We start from the raw sequence: 17,371 nt of genomic DNA, 5'->3' as shown, positions 1-17,371 counted from the left end.
CGGTTTTCTTAAGAGAGCAAATTATTCAACGAATACAGGCAGAAGCTACCAATACGTTACCAGTAATCACAAGCTAGCAATCGTTAACGTATTGACTGGGGGAGGTGAGCTATTTGGTTATGACAACAAGGGAAATCTAAGGAAGATGCGAATAAGTCCCAGATGTGAGATCACAGCAGTATAGTAAATCGCAACGACCCATACCGATGAACCAAAAGCATACCTTTCGCGCCACTGATGAAGCTGGATTTCTACTTGCCCATATTATTAATTGCGCTTAGATTGACGTGCTAACAGCCAGAAGTCTGTCGTAAAGGCGACACTCGTCAATCAACACCGACTATCAGTAAAACCGAAATCTAACCAAAAAAAGGTGAATATACAGGCAGTAGTATCAACAAAAGCTTAGCTGTCAGAAGGTATACGCACGGTTACTGTAGTACCGTCTCCAGGCGTTGATAAAAGGCTAATATCACCATTAAACTTTTGCCGAACTAGATTATATAAAATATGGAGGCCCAGTCCTGTGCCGCCCTTATCTCTGGCGGTAGTATAGAAAGGTTCAAATACTTTTCGGTGAAACTCTTCGGCAATACCTTTGCCGTTGTCCCTTACGCTTATAACAATATGGTTGTCTTTTTTACTGCAAGATACGGCGACTTTGTTGCCACCGTTATTTACTGACGGTCCAAAGGCGTGACGTTGTGCATTTGAAATCAGGTTCGTTAGTATTTGTGCGATAACCCCAGGGCAGGTGGTAATAACCAAATTGGGCGTAACATCAATTGAAAGTTCCACTTGCTCTTTGCGAAGCATAGGTTTCAGCGGGTTGCATACGCGCGGAATGTACTCGTCTAGCGCTATTTCTTCAATTTCTAACGAGGTTTGGTCGGCTGAGGTTCGTTTGAAATCTTGCACCAAATTTGCTGCGCGCATAAGGCTATTTTCGGCAAGTGTAAGGCCTTCAGAACAGACTTCCTCAAAGTCTTTAAAGCCCTGTTCTGTCAGTTCACCCTGTTCAAAATCGCGAAATATCGCTTTAAGCTCTTCTTTACAGTTGCTAACAGACGTTAATGCTATTCCCAGCGGCGTATTAACCTCATGAGCAATACCTGCCACTAAATTGCCCAATGCCGCCATTTTTTCGGATTCAATCAGTTTTTCTTGCGCAGCTTCTAATGCTGCCGTGCGGTCTTTGACGTTTTGTTCTAGCGTCTGGTTAGCTTGTATAAGCTTCGCTTCATATAGAGCGCGCTCATTCGCACTTACTGCCCGTCCGTAAAGGTCAGCGAGCGTCGCAGCAAATACGATTTCGTCATCTTCCCATGTGCGCGGCTCACCTTGATGCTCACAACAAATTATGCCAATCATTTTGCCGCGATGGCGAATTGGCACATCTAACATCGAGGAAATGCCCAGCGGCTTCAAATACACATCGGCAAATTCAAAAGTTGCAACGTCTGTAATTGCGTCGTGCGCTGCAATAGTTCTTTCGCTGTCTAGCGCCTCGAAATAGTGGGGAAAGTCTTTTCGCGTCAAGACCAAGCTTTCGTGCTCAAGATTATTGCTTTTATCAATCAGCAACGCACACTCAACGAGGGTTTGTTCAGCATCGTAGAGCCAGATGCCAGCGCGGGTGATGTGCAGGCCTTCACAGACAGAATTGATGATGAGCCTTAAGGCAGGCCCTAGGTCTCCCTTATCAATATCAGCGCTTCGACTAACACGCAGCAATATAAGCTCTAACGACTCTTTCATTACTCTTCATCCGGTTCTAATGCACGAATTTCTTGGATTTTGTCAAAATGTTCTAACATGATGTGCGTGATAAGCGGGTCGAATTGCTTACCTGCATTTTCACGCAAATAAGCTTTTACCTCTTCTTCACTCCAAGCTGGCTTGTAACAACGCTTAGATAAAAGGGCATCAACCACATCTACAATCGCCATTATGCGACCTTCAAGAGGAATGTTGTCTTTTGACAGACCATCAGGATAACCCTTCCCATCCCAGCGTTCGTGGTGTGTTTTGGCTATGATTGCTCCCATTTTTGCGACGATACGGTCAGAGCCCGCCAGAAGGTCGTAGCCTCGTTGCGCATGGGTTTTCATTATTTCCCACTCATCTGGGTCAAGCTTACCTGGCTTATGTAAAATGGTCTCTGGAATACTTATTTTACCCACGTCATGAAGAGCTGCAGCATAGCGAATGGTTTCAATAAATTCTTTACTTAAGTGCAGTTTTTCTGACAAGAACTCTGTCATGAGAATAACGCGCTTTACGTGGCCACCGGTTTCTTTGCTACGCATTTCAATTGCATCGCTCAGCACCATAATCAGCTCTTTTTGCGTTTGTTGAATGTCCTCTTTTTGCGTGAGGTTTTGAAAAATTATCGCAACGTTAGAAGCAAACATTTCGAGGGTTTTACGCTGTAGGGCATCGAGTGGACTGTTGAGTTTAACGTATAAAATATTGTGTGTGCTCTCTCCGGTAGGGTAATAGCCGATGAAGAGGTCTTCAGATTGATAATGGGTTTTGTTTGCAAGTACCTCTTTGACTTTTTCCTCGATAGACTCTGGAATTTTCTTAGAAATACCGGGTTCGCATAACCCAACCAGATCGCCACTTGCGCCTAAAACCGTCATCGTGGTGTCGCCATAAAGATCGGTGTGTTGTGTCGACAAATAAAGCACTGAGTTATCTAGATTTAAAAGCGTGAGCGTTTGCTTTAATACAGCGCTGCCAAACTGAGACAACGACTGACTTGCCAGCACGGATGAGGACGATCGAAGCACATCCTCCATACCGCGCTTACCCTTTTCAATGGTTTGAATGTCGCGATAAGACCGTATTGCGGTATACACGCAAGACTTTAGCTTTAATGAAGACAGTTCCGTCTTAGCTTTGTAGTCGTTAATGTCGTATCTTCGTATAACTTCTTCTTCAGGTGCTTGGCCGGGTTGCCCTGTTCGTAATATAAGGCGTGATGTGTGGTTATCTAAATCGTTTCTTATGGCGTCAACAAGCTTTAAGCCTGCGTCGTCGGTTTCCATCACTACATCTACAAACGCCAGCGCAATATCCGGGTGAGCTTCAAATAATGCAAGGCCTTGTTCACCACTGTATGCAGACAAAAACTCAACGCCACGATCTTCGAAATTAAATTTTCGCAGCGTAAGTTTTGTGACGTCGTGAACGCCTTCTTCATCGTCTATAATGGCAATCTTCCAGGGCGCTTTACGAACAGGAGCAGACTCAGTTATTGATTTTTTAAATAGCGACATAGGTTTTAAAACAAGACTAGATATGGTTTAAAAGTACTTCACAATTTCTATTGTCGCAATTAAAGCAAAATTAAATTGTTCTAAAGTTCAATGCGTTTGAGTGTTTACAGTAAATAGGTTTGCCACAATTTATAGCAAGTAATAAGGGAAACAGGATAATAGAGTAAAGGGGTTATAGGGTTTATGCCCTTGTCGCTTAAATGCAAAGCGACAAGGGAGTATTAACTTAATCAGTAGTTTAACTAATTAACTGTCTTCAATAGGCGTATTTTCGGTAATAGGCACGGTGTTGACATCCGTATCCAAACTTTCTACCGCATTCCTCACGCCCGCAGCATAATCGGGATGAACCTTCTCCAATACCGTATACCAACGCTCTTTTACACTATCAGAGCATGGGCCCATTGCGGCAGCGTAGTTCTTATACAGACGTTCTTTTTGGTCGTCTGAGAACATTTCATAGAGCTTACGAGGCTGCACGTAATCAACGTCACATTCATCCTGATGATATCGGTCGGCATCTCCGTCTATGCGAAGCGGAGGCTCTTTTACCGAAAAGTCTGCAACTGGCCCATCATATTGATTGGGTTCATAGTATGCATCAGGATTGCCAAAGTCGTTGGTAAAAAAGCGCATAGCACCATCTTTATGATAGTGATTCACTTTACTATTTTTGGGCGCATTAGCCGGAAGCGCTTCGTAGTGCGTGCCTAGGCGATATCTGTGTGCATCGGCATAGGCAAAAACACGAGCTTGAAGCATTTTGTCTGGGCTGAAGCCTATACCCGGCACTACGTTCGATGGGCTGAACGCGGCATTTTCAACCATTTGAAAATAGTTGTCCGGGTTCTTGTTCATTTCCAACTCGCCCACCTCTATCAGAGGATATTCGTCGTGAGGCCATACTTTAGTTAAATCAAAAGGATTATAGCTTTGCTTACCGGCTTCCTCTTCAGGCATAGCCTGAATATACATCTTCCATTTTGGGAATTTACCTTCCTCAATGGCGTTGTATAACTCTTCCTGATATTTCTCGCGGGTACTACCTATGATCTTTTCAGAAGTTTCATTGGTGTAGTTTTTAATACCTTGCTGCGTTTTGAAGTGAAATTTCACCCAGTGACGTTTGCCGTCTTTGTTCCACATGCTAAACGTATGACTTCCGTAGCCATTCATATGCATAGGGGAAACGGGAATACCGCGATCTGACATTAAAATAGTCACCTGGTGAACACTTTCTGGTTGTCCGGCCCAAAAGTCGAACATAGCTTCCGGAGATCGAAGATTGGTTTTCGGATGGCGCTTTTGCGTACGAATGAAGTCTGGGAACTTATAGCCGTCCCGAATAAAGAAAACGGGGGTGTTGTTGCCCACCATGTCCCAGTTTCCTTGCTGAGTATAGAATTTAAGGCTAAATCCTCGCACATCCCGTTCGGTATCGGCAGCACCTGATTCTCCCGCTACCGTAGACCAACGGCTGAGTACTTCGGTTTGTTTACCTATTTCAGAAAACATGTCCGCACAGGTATAACCGGTAATGTCGTGCGTAACGGTAAATGTGCCTTGCGCTCCCCAGCCTTTAGCATGAACAACTCGCTCAGGAATCCGTTCACGATTTTGGTGGGCTAACTTTTCAATGAGCTGGTAATCTTGCAAGAGTGCAGGGCCGCGCTCTCCCGCGGTTTTTGTGGTTTCATTACTTACTACAGGGGCACCAGCAGAGGTGGTTAACTGCGGTTTTTTAGTCATTGGTAAACTCCTTTGATTGCTTTTTTGCAAAGCCAAACTTCCATAAACACCATGCGTGTCTGACTCATGACTTGTAGTAGCTACGGGTTGCTGACTGAAAGAGTTTACATACTTCTATATATATCTATAAAAACAAACAATCCTAATTTGTTAATAAGTCGATTGAAGCTAGCACTACTCCTGTTTACTATATTTTTACATTTCGACAGCTATTCAATACGTTAGGGAAGTTCATGAATTTTGCAGAGTTTGCAGCATCAAGAAAAAGCGTCCGCGGGTTTACAAAGCAACCGGTTACCAAAGAAACGGTAGATAAAATAATTAATGCGGCCAAGTGGGCGCCTTCTTCATACAATACGCAAACATGGAAAATACACGCAGTAACAGGAAGTGTGTTAGACAAGATTCGCGAGGGCAATACTAAAAACACATTAGAAGGTAAGCCCCACGTTCGAGACTTTCCCTACAAAGAAGATTATGAGGGGAGCCACCGTCAACGCCAGATTGATGTTGCCATACAATTGTTCGACGTAATGGGTATATCCCGTGAAGACAAAGAAAAGCGGATGGATTGGATGATGCGCGGTTTTCGTCAGTTTGATGCGCCCGTATCTCTGGTTTTAACCTATGATAAATCTCTAGAGCCAGCCGGGATAACCCAGTTTGGTTTAGGTTCTTTGGCCTACGGTATTGTTCTAGCTGCATGGGATTTAGGGCTCGGCTGCGTCATAAATGGGCAGGGCATTATGCAGTCAGACGTAGTACATAAATACGCTAACATCCCTGATGATGAAGCCATCATGATTTGTATCGCTTTAGGCTATCCAGATCCTAATTTTCCCGCTAACGAGGTACGCTCAACCAGAGCTGATAACGAAGAGTTTGTTACATATCACGGTTTTTAGTTCGTGAGGTTGCCCAATTAGGTGGTTTTTATTAGGGGTAACATGTAATTTTAAGCACTAAGAGCGCAGTGATTAAAAATCAGTGTCTAACGAGGTGCGATAAATAGCCTACGAAGCGGCAGATTGCGTTGCGAGAAGCGTTTCAATCTGTTTTTCGGGAACAGGTTTACTCCAATAGAAACCTTGTCCAATGTCACATCCCATCTCCGTTAACTTTCGAAGCGCGGCCTCATGTTCAATGCCCTCTGCGACAGTGACCATTCCTAAACTTTCAGCGATGTTAATGATTGCTGAGACCAGGGGAACATCGTTTTCTTCGAGGCCCAATGTGTTTATAAAAATACGGTCAATCTTAAGTTTGTGCGCATTGAAACTTCGAAGGTAATTTAAATTGGAGTAACCTGTGCCAAAATCATCAATGGCGAATTGGACACCTAGCGCTTTTATTTTTTCAAGCTGCTCGGGAATATTTCCGTTTTCATCAGCAAGAATTGACTCAGTGAGTTCAAGTTCTAAAAACTTTGGGTTGAGCTGCTTTAATTCTAGTGCCCGCTTTACAATGTTGGGAAGGGTGCCATCTTTAAATTGTGCAAATGATAAATTCACGGCAACTGACAATTCACTGTGGCCATTTCGATGCAGTTTGGTGCAGAAAAAGCACGCTTGATTTAATACCCATTCACCTAATGGGTTAATTAGCCCGCTACTTTCCGCCAATGGAATAAATTTATCAGGGAACACCAATGAGCCATCCTCTTGTGGCCAGCGCACTAATGCCTCAAGCGAACATATCCTGCCAGTCTTCAAATCAATAAGAGGTTGATAATACACCTCAAATTGGTTAGCTAGCACAGCAGGTCGTAGCCGCTGAATCAACGAAAACTTCTCGTCGCTTTCTTCGTCAAACTTTATATTGTAAAACTCAAAGCGGTTTCTACCATTTCGCTTTGCTTCGTACATAGCGACGTCTGCTTTTCTACACAGCTGTTTGAACGTTGTTCCGTCTTGAGGAGCCATTGCTACGCCAATCGACGCTGAAACCACGATGTTGGTTTGAAATATTTCAAACTCAGAAGAGCACCACTCAATTAAACGCTCACACAAGGTCTCTATGTGCTTGCGGTCAGTAATATTCGCGGCGAGCACAATAAACTCGTCACCACCGAATCGAATAAGACATTCATCCGCAGAAAGCTTCTCATTTATTAATTGCGAAATATGCTGTAAGAAACGGTCTCCAGCGGAGTGACCTAGCGCATCATTTACAGGTTTGAAATTATCTAAGTCAATAAAAGCTAGCGCCAATTGCAATCCATTAGCTTCGCTTTGCGCTAGTTTTTCGTTAAATAAGCGTTCTCCCAAGAGCCTATTGGGTAAGTTTGTAAGTGGGTCATGATGGGCTAAATACTGGATATGCTCTCTATTTTTCTTAACCTTTGTGTATTCAAGTTGCAGTGATGTCATAAGCCGACGAATATCCTGCACGAGTATAAATACACAGAATCCAGTGATCACAAAAATGATCATAATAAAAGTTAAATGAGACCACGTTAATCTAGGCGTGTTGGGCGTAATGACGCCTTTCATAACGAGCCATGTAAGGATAATACATTGAACTAATACGAGAGATAACACCGTGCCAAAGAGCCCAATGCCACCGAGTAGAGCCGCAAAAATAATAATGGCTGGATAGCCAAGCATAGCGATATCGAAAGTGCCTGCACCTGTGGCTGATAGGGCAAACAGCATAGATGACAGTGCGACTAAAAGCAGGTAACTGCTGGCGACAACAAAATGTTTGTACGCAAGTATTGCGGCAGTGAACATTGCTGCTAACGCTACGAGCATTATATCGAAGGTGGTATCTCTAGCGGCGAATAATGAGATAAACAGACCAAAGCATGTCACTGTACTTATTTGAGCAACGCGATGCCTTCTAATTGTTATCAGGTCATCAGTGTCTGCAGATGGGGAAAATATTTTGCCAGCCTTCATTCGCTAAATTTTTGAAGTAAGTGAATGTCAACTTTAAACTTACCCTTATAAAAAGCAAGTGTATATAAGTCTATGTATTACGCAGTGGGTATCATTGAAGAATGCATGGAGTTAAAGAAAGACAGTAAAACGTTCTGTTTTACTGCCTGAATTAAGTGCTATCTCTCGTCAGACGGCGCGTAGCGCTCTAACCAGTGTGCGTAAGGCGCAGGCATTACCCAAGACGGTTTCTCAACGCCAAGCTGTTTTGCTGCAAAGTAGGTCCAATGTGGGTTTGTAAGGTGCATTCTGCCTATCATTACTACATCGAGCTGTTCATTTTTAACCGTGTCGTTTGCAAGTTCCGGTGTATCTACACCCCAAGCGGTAGCTACGGGAATTCCTGCTTCATCACGAACGCGTTTAGCAATAGGTGCTAAGAAAGCTGGCCCCCATGGGATGTTCGCATAGGGTGTGTTGAAACCTACGCTAACGCTCACAAAATCAGCGCCAATTTCTTTGAACTGCTTTATAAGCTCAATAGACTCATTAAGCGTCTCTTCGTCGTTACCATCATACTCAATAACGCCAAAGCGAATGGTAAGCGGGAGGTTTTCAGGCCACACTGCTCGCACTGCACTGAGTGTTTCTAACAAGAAGCGGCCGCGGCCTTGGGCGTCACCACCGTATTCGTCGGTGCGCTTGTTGGCGTGTTTCGAGAAAAAACTTTGAGCTAGATAACCGTGAGCAAAGTGAAGTTCAAGCCATTCATAGCCAGCTTCAAGGGCTCGCTCTGCGCCTTTTACAAAGTCATTCTTTACACGTTCGATATCGGCTTTAGACATTTCCGTTGGGGTAACAGGTAAATGTGCACCAAATGCTTCGGCAGACGGGCCAATAGGTTGCCAACCTTTTTCTTCGGTAGGCTGGATATGATCATCGCCTTCCCAGGGGCGGTTAGCACTGGCTTTGCGACCGGCATGAGCTATTTGAATACCTGCTACAGCGCCCTGGCTTTTTATACGTTCGGCAATGTTTTTCAAGCCGTTAACGTGTTCGTCTTTCCAAATACCCAGGCAGTTTGGCGTAATTCGACCTTCTGGTGAAACGGCAGTGGCTTCAACAATGACAAGTCCTGCACCGCCTCGTGCAAATGATTGGTAGTTAGCTTCATGCCACTGATTAGTAAAGCCGTCTTCTGCGGAGTACTGACACATAGGGGGCACTGCAACACGATTGCGAAGGGTCACGTCTTTCAATGAAAATTGTTCAAATAAAGCGGTCATATTTTTCTCTTTCAGTAATGAGAATAGCTAGCACCCAACCTAAGATTGGGTGCTATTATTTTTAGGTATGTGCGCTTGTAGTCACATGTGGGATAGGGTTTACGCCGCTAACGTCAGAATCTCGCGCGCTTTAGCAAGGTCGATGTCGCCATGCTCACCCAATGCGGTAAGGCCATTTCTCTCTAGGTTGGCGATAAGACCGTCAATCTCAGACTTTTCAATACCATGATCAGATAGGCGAGTTTTCACCTGCATTGTTTCAAAAAAGTCCTGCACGGCTTTAATGGTCAAGTCGATAGCCTTTTCTTTGTCATCTTCGTTAATACCGAAAACGCGCTCGCCTAGTTGAAGGATTTTTTCCTGCTTCTTGTCGCGCTGCACAAACATGAGTGATGGCAATACAATTGCCAGAGTTACGGCGTGATCTAAACCGTGCAACGCAGTAAGTTCATGACCAATCATGTGTGTACCCCAATCCTGTGGTACACCTTTACCGATTAGCCCGTTGAGCGCCATAGTTGCCGACCACATTACGTTTGCTCGTACGTCATAATCTTCAGGGGTTGCTAATGCTTTTGGGCCTTCTTCTACGAGGGTTCGTAAAATACCCTCAGCAAAACGGTCTTGAAGCGGCGCATTTACCGGGTAGGTAAGATACTGTTCAATTACGTGAACAAAGGCATCAACTACACCGTTCGACACCTGACGCGGTGGCAGTGAATAGGTGAACTCAGGGTCAAGCACAGCAAAAACAGGCTGTACGGTTTCAGAGGAAAACGCTCGTTTCTGTGAGGTTTCTTTTCTGTTTACCACCGAGTTGCCGTTACTTTCAGAACCGGTCGCAGGTAATGTAAGTACTGCGCCAACGGGTAAAGGATTATCAAACGCAGCGCCTTTAACTAAGATATCCCACGGGTCGCCTTCAAAGTTGACTGCAGCAGCAACAAATTTCGCCCCGTCGATGACACTTCCGCCGCCCACAGCAAGGATAAAATTTACGTCATTTTCACGGGCCACATCCACTGCTTTCATGAGTGTTTGAAACTCTGGATTTGGTTCCACGCCCTGAAATTCAATAACGTTAGCGCCCTCAAGCGCGGTGGTTACCTTGTCGTAAATACCGTTTTTCTTAATTGAGCCACCACCGTATAAAAATAGGACTTTAGCTTCTTCCGGCAAACGTGAAGACACTTCACTTAGTTGACCTTTGCCGAATAGGATTTCGGTTTGATTTTTAAATGTAAAATTAAGCATTATGTTGGCTGTCCTTAATTAGATTGTGAATTTAGCTGCTGTAAAAGCTTTTCAGCCAGCAGTTCATTAGAAAATGGGAGACTTGTTATAACTTCACTGAGTGAAAGTACATTCATCTTAAAGCGCTGGGTTTGAATGCAGAAGTCAGATAAATTATTATGAGCCATCAAAAATCTGATGGGTAGCAAGTCGTGTCTTATTTAACTCAGCTCAAAACGTTCGTCGAGGTTTATCGCAGCGGCAATATAACGCGGGCAGCTTCCCGTTTGCACATGTCTCAACCTGCGGTAACAAGCCATATTCAAGCGATGGAAAATATTGTGGGTAAGGAGCTTTTTATTAGAAAAGCCCGCGGCGTTGAGCCAACACCAATAGCGGATGATTTAGCACTTCAAGTGGCTAGTCATATTGATATATTGGAGCAGAAGGTTGCTTCAATTCGAAGCCGAGCGTCTACCGATCATGGAACGCTGCACCTTGCCGGCCCCGCTGAATACTTGAGTTCAGTGGCAGGACCTGCCCTTGCAAATTTACTTCAGGCAGATAAGGTCAACTTAGTCATTCATACTGGAAATAAAAATAATACCTACGAGTTGCTGGAGAAGGACATTGCAGAGCTTGCTATCACAGCTTCAGAACCCGGTGATGCCATGTACGAATACCAAAAGTTAGATAAAGAGCGTTTGATTTTGGTAATGAACCGAGTACAGGGAAGGCTGCTTAAAGATAAAGAAATCACAGCATCGCTGTTAAATCAGCACAAAATTGTTACCTATGATGAGCAATTACCCCTCATTCGCCGTTATTTTTCAGAAGTGTTTAACGCCCCGTGTGAATCGCCAGTGGCAGCCGTATGTCCGGATATTCGAGCAATCAGTAATATTGTCAAAGCCGGGATCGGCTATTCCGTCCTGCCCGATTATTTATGTAAAGAAAGTATCGCGAAAGGCGAATTGATACCGCTAGGCAGAAAGGGGCCTGAAAATGAGATTTATCTTGTATGGAAGAAGGGGGCGCTTCGAAATCCTAGGGTCGACTTTGCTAAAGATGTGATCATGGCGTTTGCCAATATCAATCACCTTGCGAGCTAACCTGATCAACGGGAAAAGCACTAAGCGACGCGGTATTTAGCGTCGCTTTTTAATCAGCATTTTTTAACCGGAAACGCTTAAAACGTACCAATTACTTTTACGTCACCACTTACCTTGCTTTCGTCAACAAATCCGATGGTATTCGGGTTAGTGGCAACAAGTTGAAGCATTTCCTCTTCTGTCGCTATCATTTCAGGAGGGGTGCCCCTTCCTGTAAATACAAGCTTTGACCAAAACGCAGAGTATTGAGACTCTGATTTTCCCAATACGCCATTATTGAATGCGTTTCGTGTGTCGTTGCCTTGTTCAAATGTGAGCGGAATAGCTCGACTGCCATCTGGAAATGCCTTCATCTTTCCAAGATATATTTTTTTCACCGTATCGAAATCTACTCCAGAGTTGTTGTTCGCGTTAACGATAACGGCGGTGCCAGCATAAAGAGGCGCTGACAATAAAAAGCAAAGGGCTACAACTACTTTCATTGATGTTACCTTAATTCGCTACTCGACAACGGGTGTTGTGCGAAGGCGTCGTTGATAGACTAGGGCAGTATGCCAGTGGTAATTATAACCAAAATTCTCCACTTGTCGCATTCAGACAAAAGATTAAATCAAATAAGGTCTATTTAACAAACTATGGCAAAACCCAGCGCAAAAGGTCCGGTGAAAACCGTTCAAATTTATTGTGAAAAGTGCAAGTTTCAGTTGTTGAAGTATCGAAAAGGCGGGAAAGGAGCGTTGGTAAAGTGTTTTAAAACCCGCATTGTTGAAAATTTCACTATTGATGAAGGGGTCTGCCCTTCTTGCGAAAGTCAGTTTGCCAGAAGCACACTCATCCGAGGTACGCCGGCACTAAAAATAGTGGGCGGAAAAGTAAACGTGAAGTAACCGTGAGTTTTCAGCGTTTTGTAATTACTGGTCTCATTTTAACTTTATACATTTTAATAATTTGCGCTAGTGTCAAAATGTTCTAGATTAAGAGTATGTGCAATAGCGATATTTGCTATCACGCGTGTAAAGTAAGTCTAAAGATAACGGGAACGTGAGTTTTCAATGGAGTGAGGGGCTGAATTAGTAAATTAGATGAGAAATTAGATGTCTATTCAAAGAAAGTTTCTGTTCTCCATTGCAGCGGTTATCGGTTTGTTTGCCGTTATCGTGTCTATTGTGACGGTGTTAACAACATCCGCGTCCATTTCCAACCAAGTTCAAGATCAAAAAGACAGCACCGCTGATAGGCTTGTAAACATACTTACCGTCACTGACGCCATCATGCTTGAACGTGTCAAAAGCAGTATGGCGCTTCTCAAACAGCGAGGAGAGTTGTTAGGTGTGCCAAACCAAACAGATTATGTCACGGTGAAAGATACTCAGGCGCGTCAAATTAGGCTAGGTACAACGGCACAGGCTAATTCTTTTGATTTGGTCGATGGGTTGACCAACGTTATGGGCGGAACCGCCACCATATTTAGTAAAACTGGCGATGACTATATACGGGTGAGCACCAATGTAATAAAAAATGGTGAACGTGCAATCGGAACTAAGTTGGCGCCCCAAGGCAAAGCCATAAAGAAAATCAATCGGCAGGAAGCATACTATGGCGCTGTTGATATACTGGGAAGCCCCTACTTAACCGGTTATGAGCCTATGTTCAATGGGGCCGGGGACGTCATTGGTATCTGGTATGTAGGCTATTCCGCTGACTTAAACGTGCTTGAGCAAGCGATCAAAAAAAGCCATGTTCTGGAAGATGGTTTCGTAGCACTCCGTGATGCTAAAGGAAACATCCGAATGCAATCATCTCATGTGAATGACTCGCAGGTGGCGAGTGCGTTATCTAACAATAGTGACTGGATTGTTACAGAAGTTCCGTTCTCGCCATGGGGATACGACATTATACTCGCCGCATCCGCCGCTGAGAAAAGTGCAATGGTAAGAAGCGCGGTGATGGGTGTTGTTTTGAAAATAGCCGTCGCTAGTGCATTTATTCTTATTACAATCTGGCTGTTGGTGAAATATATCGTCGGTAAGCCATTGGATGAGTTCATTGGGGTGGTAAATAATTTATCTTCGGGAGACGGTGATCTCACCTTCCGTTTCCAAGCGTCTAGTAGCGATGAATTTGGCACAATGGCAAGGGCATTTAATGCGCTTTTGAGTCAGCTTCAGGACACCTTGCAAAATGTTGATGAAGCAACCGATCAAATGTTGGCTAAATCACAAACACTTAATGAAACTGCCATGCAATCTCAAAAAACAGTTTCACAGCTAGGAAGAGAAACAGAGTCAATTGATAACGCAATATCGCAAATGCAACAGAATACAGTGAAGGTATCTTCTACCATTCAAAGTTCAAGCGAAGCTGCACACGCGGCAGATCAAGACACTAGAAACAGTGTGAACGTTTTAGCGCAAACCATCAGTGACATTCAGTCTCAAGCGAATGATGTAGATGCATCCGTACAAGTTATTACCGAACTCGCCCAAGCTAGTGAGGAAATCAGTGGTGTAATGGAAGTCATAAGAAATATTGCGGAACAAACCAACTTACTTGCATTAAACGCAGCGATCGAAGCAGCAAGAGCCGGTGAACAGGGCAGGGGCTTTGCAGTAGTGGCCGACGAGGTACGCTCACTAGCCAGCCGGACCCAGTCATCCACTGAAGAAATTCGCATCATGATTGAAAGGTTACAGCAAGGGAGTCGCGTGGCTTCTGAGAAAATGCAGCAAAACAAAGAAACGGCATTTAAAACCGTAGAGTCAACAAAACATGCTGGTGACTCTTTAAAGCAGGCGTTAGATGCGGTGGCACGAATCACTACCCTTAACCACGAAGCAGCGAGTATGGCTGAAGGTCAAACTACTGTGGCCGATGAGGTCAACAAAGGTGTTATCAGTATTCAACAGGTCGGACATGCGAATAGTGATTACGCTCAACAGGTGGTTGAGAATTGCGAAGCGTTAGTCGAAAGGATTAAGCAAATGCAAACGCAGTTGCGTCGCTATCAATTCTAAACGTTAACCTACGCCTGGAATTGTACGACGAGTGCCACAATTTATGCGGCTGACACTAATGGTAACAATTTCACGTTGCGCCAAAAGGCCTTTCGATTGATAAGGCCTTTTATCATCATTATCCTTATCTGTGTACAAATATAGGGACTTTCCCTTAACACGGATAAAACATAATGAAACGATTTACAAAACTGGCTGTGGCTGTAGCCTGTGCGTTTGCTTCTCTATCTGCGCCAACGGTCACAGCGCAAGAAACTTCGGTTTCTTCCGCTGTAGCGCCATTGAAAAAGACGCTAGCGGATGTTGAATATCGCTTACCTTCGCAAGTGGCGCCGACGTTCCAACGAATCCATCTTAACATCGACCCTGACAACCCTGCCTATACAGGGACCACAACAATTGATGTCACCGTAAAAAAAACAACGAATAAAATTGGTTTCTATCAGCAGGATCTCACTGTAAATTCGGCGCGCTTAGTGTCAGGTGAAACCATTATCCCGCTCTCTGTGTCTATTGGCGATTACGATATAAATTGGGGAGAAGCGCAGAGCGAGGTTGCGCCGGGTAACTATCAGTTAGAGATAAGCTTTGAGGGTAAGGTAAACACGTCTTCTGACGGAATGTATTTGTCACGCTTTGAAGATACCAACTATATTTTCACGCAGTTTGAAGACATGCACGCTCGTAAAGCTTTTCCAAGCTTTGACGAACCGAACTTCAAAATTCCCTATCAGATGACGATTAGTTCGCCCGCCCATCAGGAGATAGTAGGGAACACACCTGTTGAAGAAATCACGGTTGAAAACGGCATAAAAACTGTAGTGTTCGAAAGAACAAAGCCTATGCCCACCTACCTGATAGCTTATACAGTAGGCCCGTTTGATAGCTCGGAGATGACAGGGCTATCGGTACCTGGAAAAATTTATGTGCCTAAAGGCTATGCTGACAAGACAAAATTTGTTGTTAAGCATACGCCTGAAATCCTAGCCTCGCTGGAAGACTTCTTTGGCATAAAGTATCCGTACAAAAAAATGGACTTTGTGGCTGTTCCTAACTTTACCCATGGCGCAATGGAAAATGTGGGGCTAATCACGTACAGAGACAGCTTACTGCTGCTTGAGGATAACCCAAGTGTGACGGAGCGTTCACGGCCATTAAATGTGATCGCCCATGAGCTTGCTCACCAATGGTTTGGCAACTTGGTTACCATGGCATGGTGGGATGATTTATGGTTGAACGAAGCATTCGCTTCGTGGGCGGCGAGCCATACGATGAAAACCCTTTATCCAGAACTGAACTACGCCGATCGCATCGTTCAAGAGGGGGCATTTACAGCGGATGCTAGCCCTACGGTTAAACCTGTAAAAAAGGTCGTGAAAAGTCAGCCTGATGTAATGGATGGGCTTGGCCTTAACTACTCTAAGGGCGAGTCAATTTTGCAGATGATAGAATCGCTGATTGGTACAGAGAAATTCCGTGAAGGGGTTCAGAATTACATGAACACTCATGCCTGGGGCAACACGGTGGCCGATGACTTGTGGAAAGCGCTTGATAGCGTATCAGACTTTAACTTAAGTGCCATGATGAAAGCGTACTTAGAGCAGCCTGGTTACCCACTCATTCACATATCAAAAGAGGGTAAAATAACCCAATCTCGTTTTCATTTAGCTGGCGCAACGGTGGAAGACCAAACGTGGGCTATTCCACTTAAACTCACTTATCAGTTGAAGGGGAAAATGCTTAACGAAGTTGTCTTTATTGATAAAGAGACCACCATGTTGCCTAAGATAGCTGAAGCTGACTGGGTATTTCCTAATGATAATGCCACCGGGTATTTCCGTTGGTCGATAGAGCCCAGTCAACTTAGCGCCTTGCTTGATAACACTGATGTCCTCAATAAGCGTGAGAAGAAAAACCTGCTTTATAACTATCAAGCGCTATTAAATGCTAATGAAATCGGCGTGGATAGCGTCATGAAAGTGCTGAATACTTTGGCCAAAGACGACGACCCAGCGGTAATTCGCGCGGCGGTTGGCGTATTGAAAGATTTTGATTACTTAGTCAATGACCGCAATCAAGAGGCTTACACTGCGCTTTTAAACAAAAGTTATATGCCGCTATTAAATGCGCTTACGCTTACGCAAAGTGAGCAAGACAGCGCTGATATAATTCGCCTGCGCAATGAACTCTATGACTTGCTCGGTACACATGCTAATAGCCAAGCACTGGTAGAGCAGAGCGTTGATTTAGCCAACCAGTATCTTAACGACACCACAAGCGTACCCTCAGGTATTGCAGGTACTGCAATCGAAATAGCGACAAAAAACACTAAAGACGGTGAGCAGAGTAAATGGTTTAACGCGATTGTTGACGCGTTTAAAAAAGCTCAGCTGCCTAACGTGAAGAGCACCTTGATCTATTCCATGCACTTTAAAGATAAAACCAGTGTTTTTAAAATGTTAGATTTAGCGCTAACCGAAGATATTACGCCTGCGAATACCATGTACATGGTCGTTAGTGTAGCCCGTAACCTAGACGACCATTCATTATTGTACGAATGGCTGGATAGGAATCATGAAGCGCTTATTAAGAAAATGCCTGACTATCACGTAAGCCGCATGCCAGAGTTTGTTTCAACAACTTGTTCTAGTGAGAACCTAGAATTGGCGAACAACTTCTACGGTAAAATAAGCAATAAATATCAAGGAATGTCGCGAGGTGTTGAGATCATGCAAGATGAATCTAAGCAATGCATGAGACTGAAAACGGCGTTTCAAGATGATTTTGACCGCTTCCTAAATAGTCAGTAAAGCG

12 protein-coding genes are annotated in these 17,371 nt (G+C 44.1%); 5 read left to right on the top strand and 7 right to left on the bottom strand.

Annotated features, from left to right (window positions below; all coding sequences use genetic code 11):
- Positions 1–405: 405 nt before the first annotated feature.
- The 3 genes from JC525_RS16800 to JC525_RS16790 all read right to left on the bottom strand — a co-directional run bounded on the left by JC525_RS16800 (position 406) and on the right by JC525_RS16790 (position 5,033).
- Entirely contained in the window at positions 406–1,758 is a 1,353-nt protein-coding gene (locus JC525_RS16800) for a sensor histidine kinase (RefSeq protein ID WP_198816857.1), read from the bottom strand.
- On the bottom strand, positions 1,758–3,284 hold the full coding sequence (locus JC525_RS16795) for a response regulator (RefSeq protein WP_198816856.1): 1,527 nt from the start codon (positions 3,282–3,284) through the stop codon (positions 1,758–1,760). Before JC525_RS16795 ends, JC525_RS16800 begins: the two co-directional genes overlap by 1 nt.
- A 246-nt stretch (positions 3,285–3,530) precedes the next feature.
- Positions 3,531–5,033: a catalase gene (locus JC525_RS16790; protein ID WP_198816855.1), complete on the bottom strand. Its 1,503-nt coding sequence runs from the start codon at positions 5,031–5,033 to the stop codon at positions 3,531–3,533.
- Between the two features lie 233 nt (positions 5,034–5,266).
- On the opposite strand from JC525_RS16790, the gene JC525_RS16785 reads away from it, so the two are divergent.
- The gene (locus JC525_RS16785; RefSeq protein WP_198816854.1) at positions 5,267–5,938 is read left to right on the top strand and encodes a nitroreductase; all 672 of its coding nucleotides are present in this window, start codon (positions 5,267–5,269) and stop codon (positions 5,936–5,938) included.
- A 108-nt stretch (positions 5,939–6,046) separates the two neighbouring features.
- Here JC525_RS16785 and JC525_RS16780 read toward each other — a convergent pair whose 3' ends face one another.
- The 3 genes from JC525_RS16780 to JC525_RS16770 all read right to left on the bottom strand — a co-directional run bounded on the left by JC525_RS16780 (position 6,047) and on the right by JC525_RS16770 (position 10,452).
- Positions 6,047–7,933, bottom strand: a complete 1,887-nt coding sequence (locus JC525_RS16780) for a putative bifunctional diguanylate cyclase/phosphodiesterase (RefSeq protein ID WP_198816853.1) — start codon at positions 7,931–7,933, stop codon at positions 6,047–6,049.
- 158 nt (positions 7,934–8,091) lie between these two features.
- On the bottom strand, positions 8,092–9,198 hold the full coding sequence (locus JC525_RS16775; protein ID WP_198816852.1) for an NADH:flavin oxidoreductase/NADH oxidase: 1,107 nt from the start codon (positions 9,196–9,198) through the stop codon (positions 8,092–8,094).
- A 99-nt stretch (positions 9,199–9,297) separates the two neighbouring features.
- On the bottom strand, positions 9,298–10,452 hold the full coding sequence (locus JC525_RS16770; RefSeq protein WP_198816851.1) for an iron-containing alcohol dehydrogenase: 1,155 nt from the start codon (positions 10,450–10,452) through the stop codon (positions 9,298–9,300).
- 191 nt (positions 10,453–10,643) lie between these two features.
- Between JC525_RS16770 and JC525_RS16765 the strand changes: the two genes are divergently transcribed.
- Positions 10,644–11,543, top strand: coding sequence for a LysR family transcriptional regulator (locus tag JC525_RS16765; RefSeq protein ID WP_198816850.1), 900 nt, complete (start codon positions 10,644–10,646; stop codon positions 11,541–11,543).
- A 77-nt stretch (positions 11,544–11,620) separates the two neighbouring features.
- On the opposite strand, the gene JC525_RS16760 is transcribed toward JC525_RS16765, so the two are convergent.
- Complete coding sequence (locus JC525_RS16760; RefSeq protein WP_198816849.1) at positions 11,621–12,025, bottom strand: phosphate ABC transporter substrate-binding protein; 405 nt, start codon at positions 12,023–12,025, stop codon at positions 11,621–11,623.
- A 153-nt stretch (positions 12,026–12,178) separates the two neighbouring features.
- Between JC525_RS16760 and JC525_RS16755 the strand changes: the two genes are divergently transcribed.
- The 3 genes from JC525_RS16755 to JC525_RS16745 all read left to right on the top strand — a co-directional run bounded on the left by JC525_RS16755 (position 12,179) and on the right by JC525_RS16745 (position 17,367).
- The gene (locus JC525_RS16755; RefSeq protein WP_198816848.1) at positions 12,179–12,430 is read left to right on the top strand and encodes a hypothetical protein; all 252 of its coding nucleotides are present in this window, start codon (positions 12,179–12,181) and stop codon (positions 12,428–12,430) included.
- 207 nt (positions 12,431–12,637) lie between these two features.
- Positions 12,638–14,557 carry a methyl-accepting chemotaxis protein gene (locus JC525_RS16750; RefSeq protein ID WP_198816847.1) on the top strand — a complete coding sequence of 640 codons (1,920 nt, stop codon included), beginning with the start codon at positions 12,638–12,640 and terminating at the stop codon, positions 14,555–14,557.
- 173 nt (positions 14,558–14,730) lie between these two features.
- The gene (locus tag JC525_RS16745; protein ID WP_198816846.1) at positions 14,731–17,367 is read left to right on the top strand and encodes a M1 family metallopeptidase; all 2,637 of its coding nucleotides are present in this window, start codon (positions 14,731–14,733) and stop codon (positions 17,365–17,367) included.
- The last annotated feature ends 4 nt before the right edge of the window (positions 17,368–17,371 follow it).

Origin of the sequence: Alteromonas sp. IB21 (assembly GCF_016405965.1) — a bacterium.
In the GTDB taxonomy this organism is placed as follows: Bacteria; Pseudomonadota; Gammaproteobacteria; order Enterobacterales; family Alteromonadaceae; genus Alteromonas.
This window is presented reverse-complemented; position numbering and strand designations above follow the sequence as displayed.

Coding starts and splice junctions, on each gene's coding strand:
- JC525_RS16795 (WP_198816856.1), bottom strand. CDS start 3,284: ATGTCGCTATTTAAAAAATCAATAACTGAGTCTGCTCCTGTTCGTAAA.
- JC525_RS16755 (WP_198816848.1), top strand. CDS start 12,179: ATGGCAAAACCCAGCGCAAAAGGTCCGGTGAAAACCGTTCAAATTTAT.
- JC525_RS16790 (WP_198816855.1), bottom strand. CDS start 5,033: ATGACTAAAAAACCGCAGTTAACCACCTCTGCTGGTGCCCCTGTAGTA.
- JC525_RS16745 (WP_198816846.1), top strand. CDS start 14,731: ATGAAACGATTTACAAAACTGGCTGTGGCTGTAGCCTGTGCGTTTGCT.
- JC525_RS16785 (WP_198816854.1), top strand. CDS start 5,267: ATGAATTTTGCAGAGTTTGCAGCATCAAGAAAAAGCGTCCGCGGGTTT.
- JC525_RS16770 (WP_198816851.1), bottom strand. CDS start 10,452: ATGCTTAATTTTACATTTAAAAATCAAACCGAAATCCTATTCGGCAAA.
- JC525_RS16750 (WP_198816847.1), top strand. CDS start 12,638: ATGTCTATTCAAAGAAAGTTTCTGTTCTCCATTGCAGCGGTTATCGGT.
- JC525_RS16760 (WP_198816849.1), bottom strand. CDS start 12,025: ATGAAAGTAGTTGTAGCCCTTTGCTTTTTATTGTCAGCGCCTCTTTAT.
- JC525_RS16780 (WP_198816853.1), bottom strand. CDS start 7,933: ATGAAGGCTGGCAAAATATTTTCCCCATCTGCAGACACTGATGACCTG.
- JC525_RS16800 (WP_198816857.1), bottom strand. CDS start 1,758: ATGAAAGAGTCGTTAGAGCTTATATTGCTGCGTGTTAGTCGAAGCGCT.
- JC525_RS16775 (WP_198816852.1), bottom strand. CDS start 9,198: ATGACCGCTTTATTTGAACAATTTTCATTGAAAGACGTGACCCTTCGC.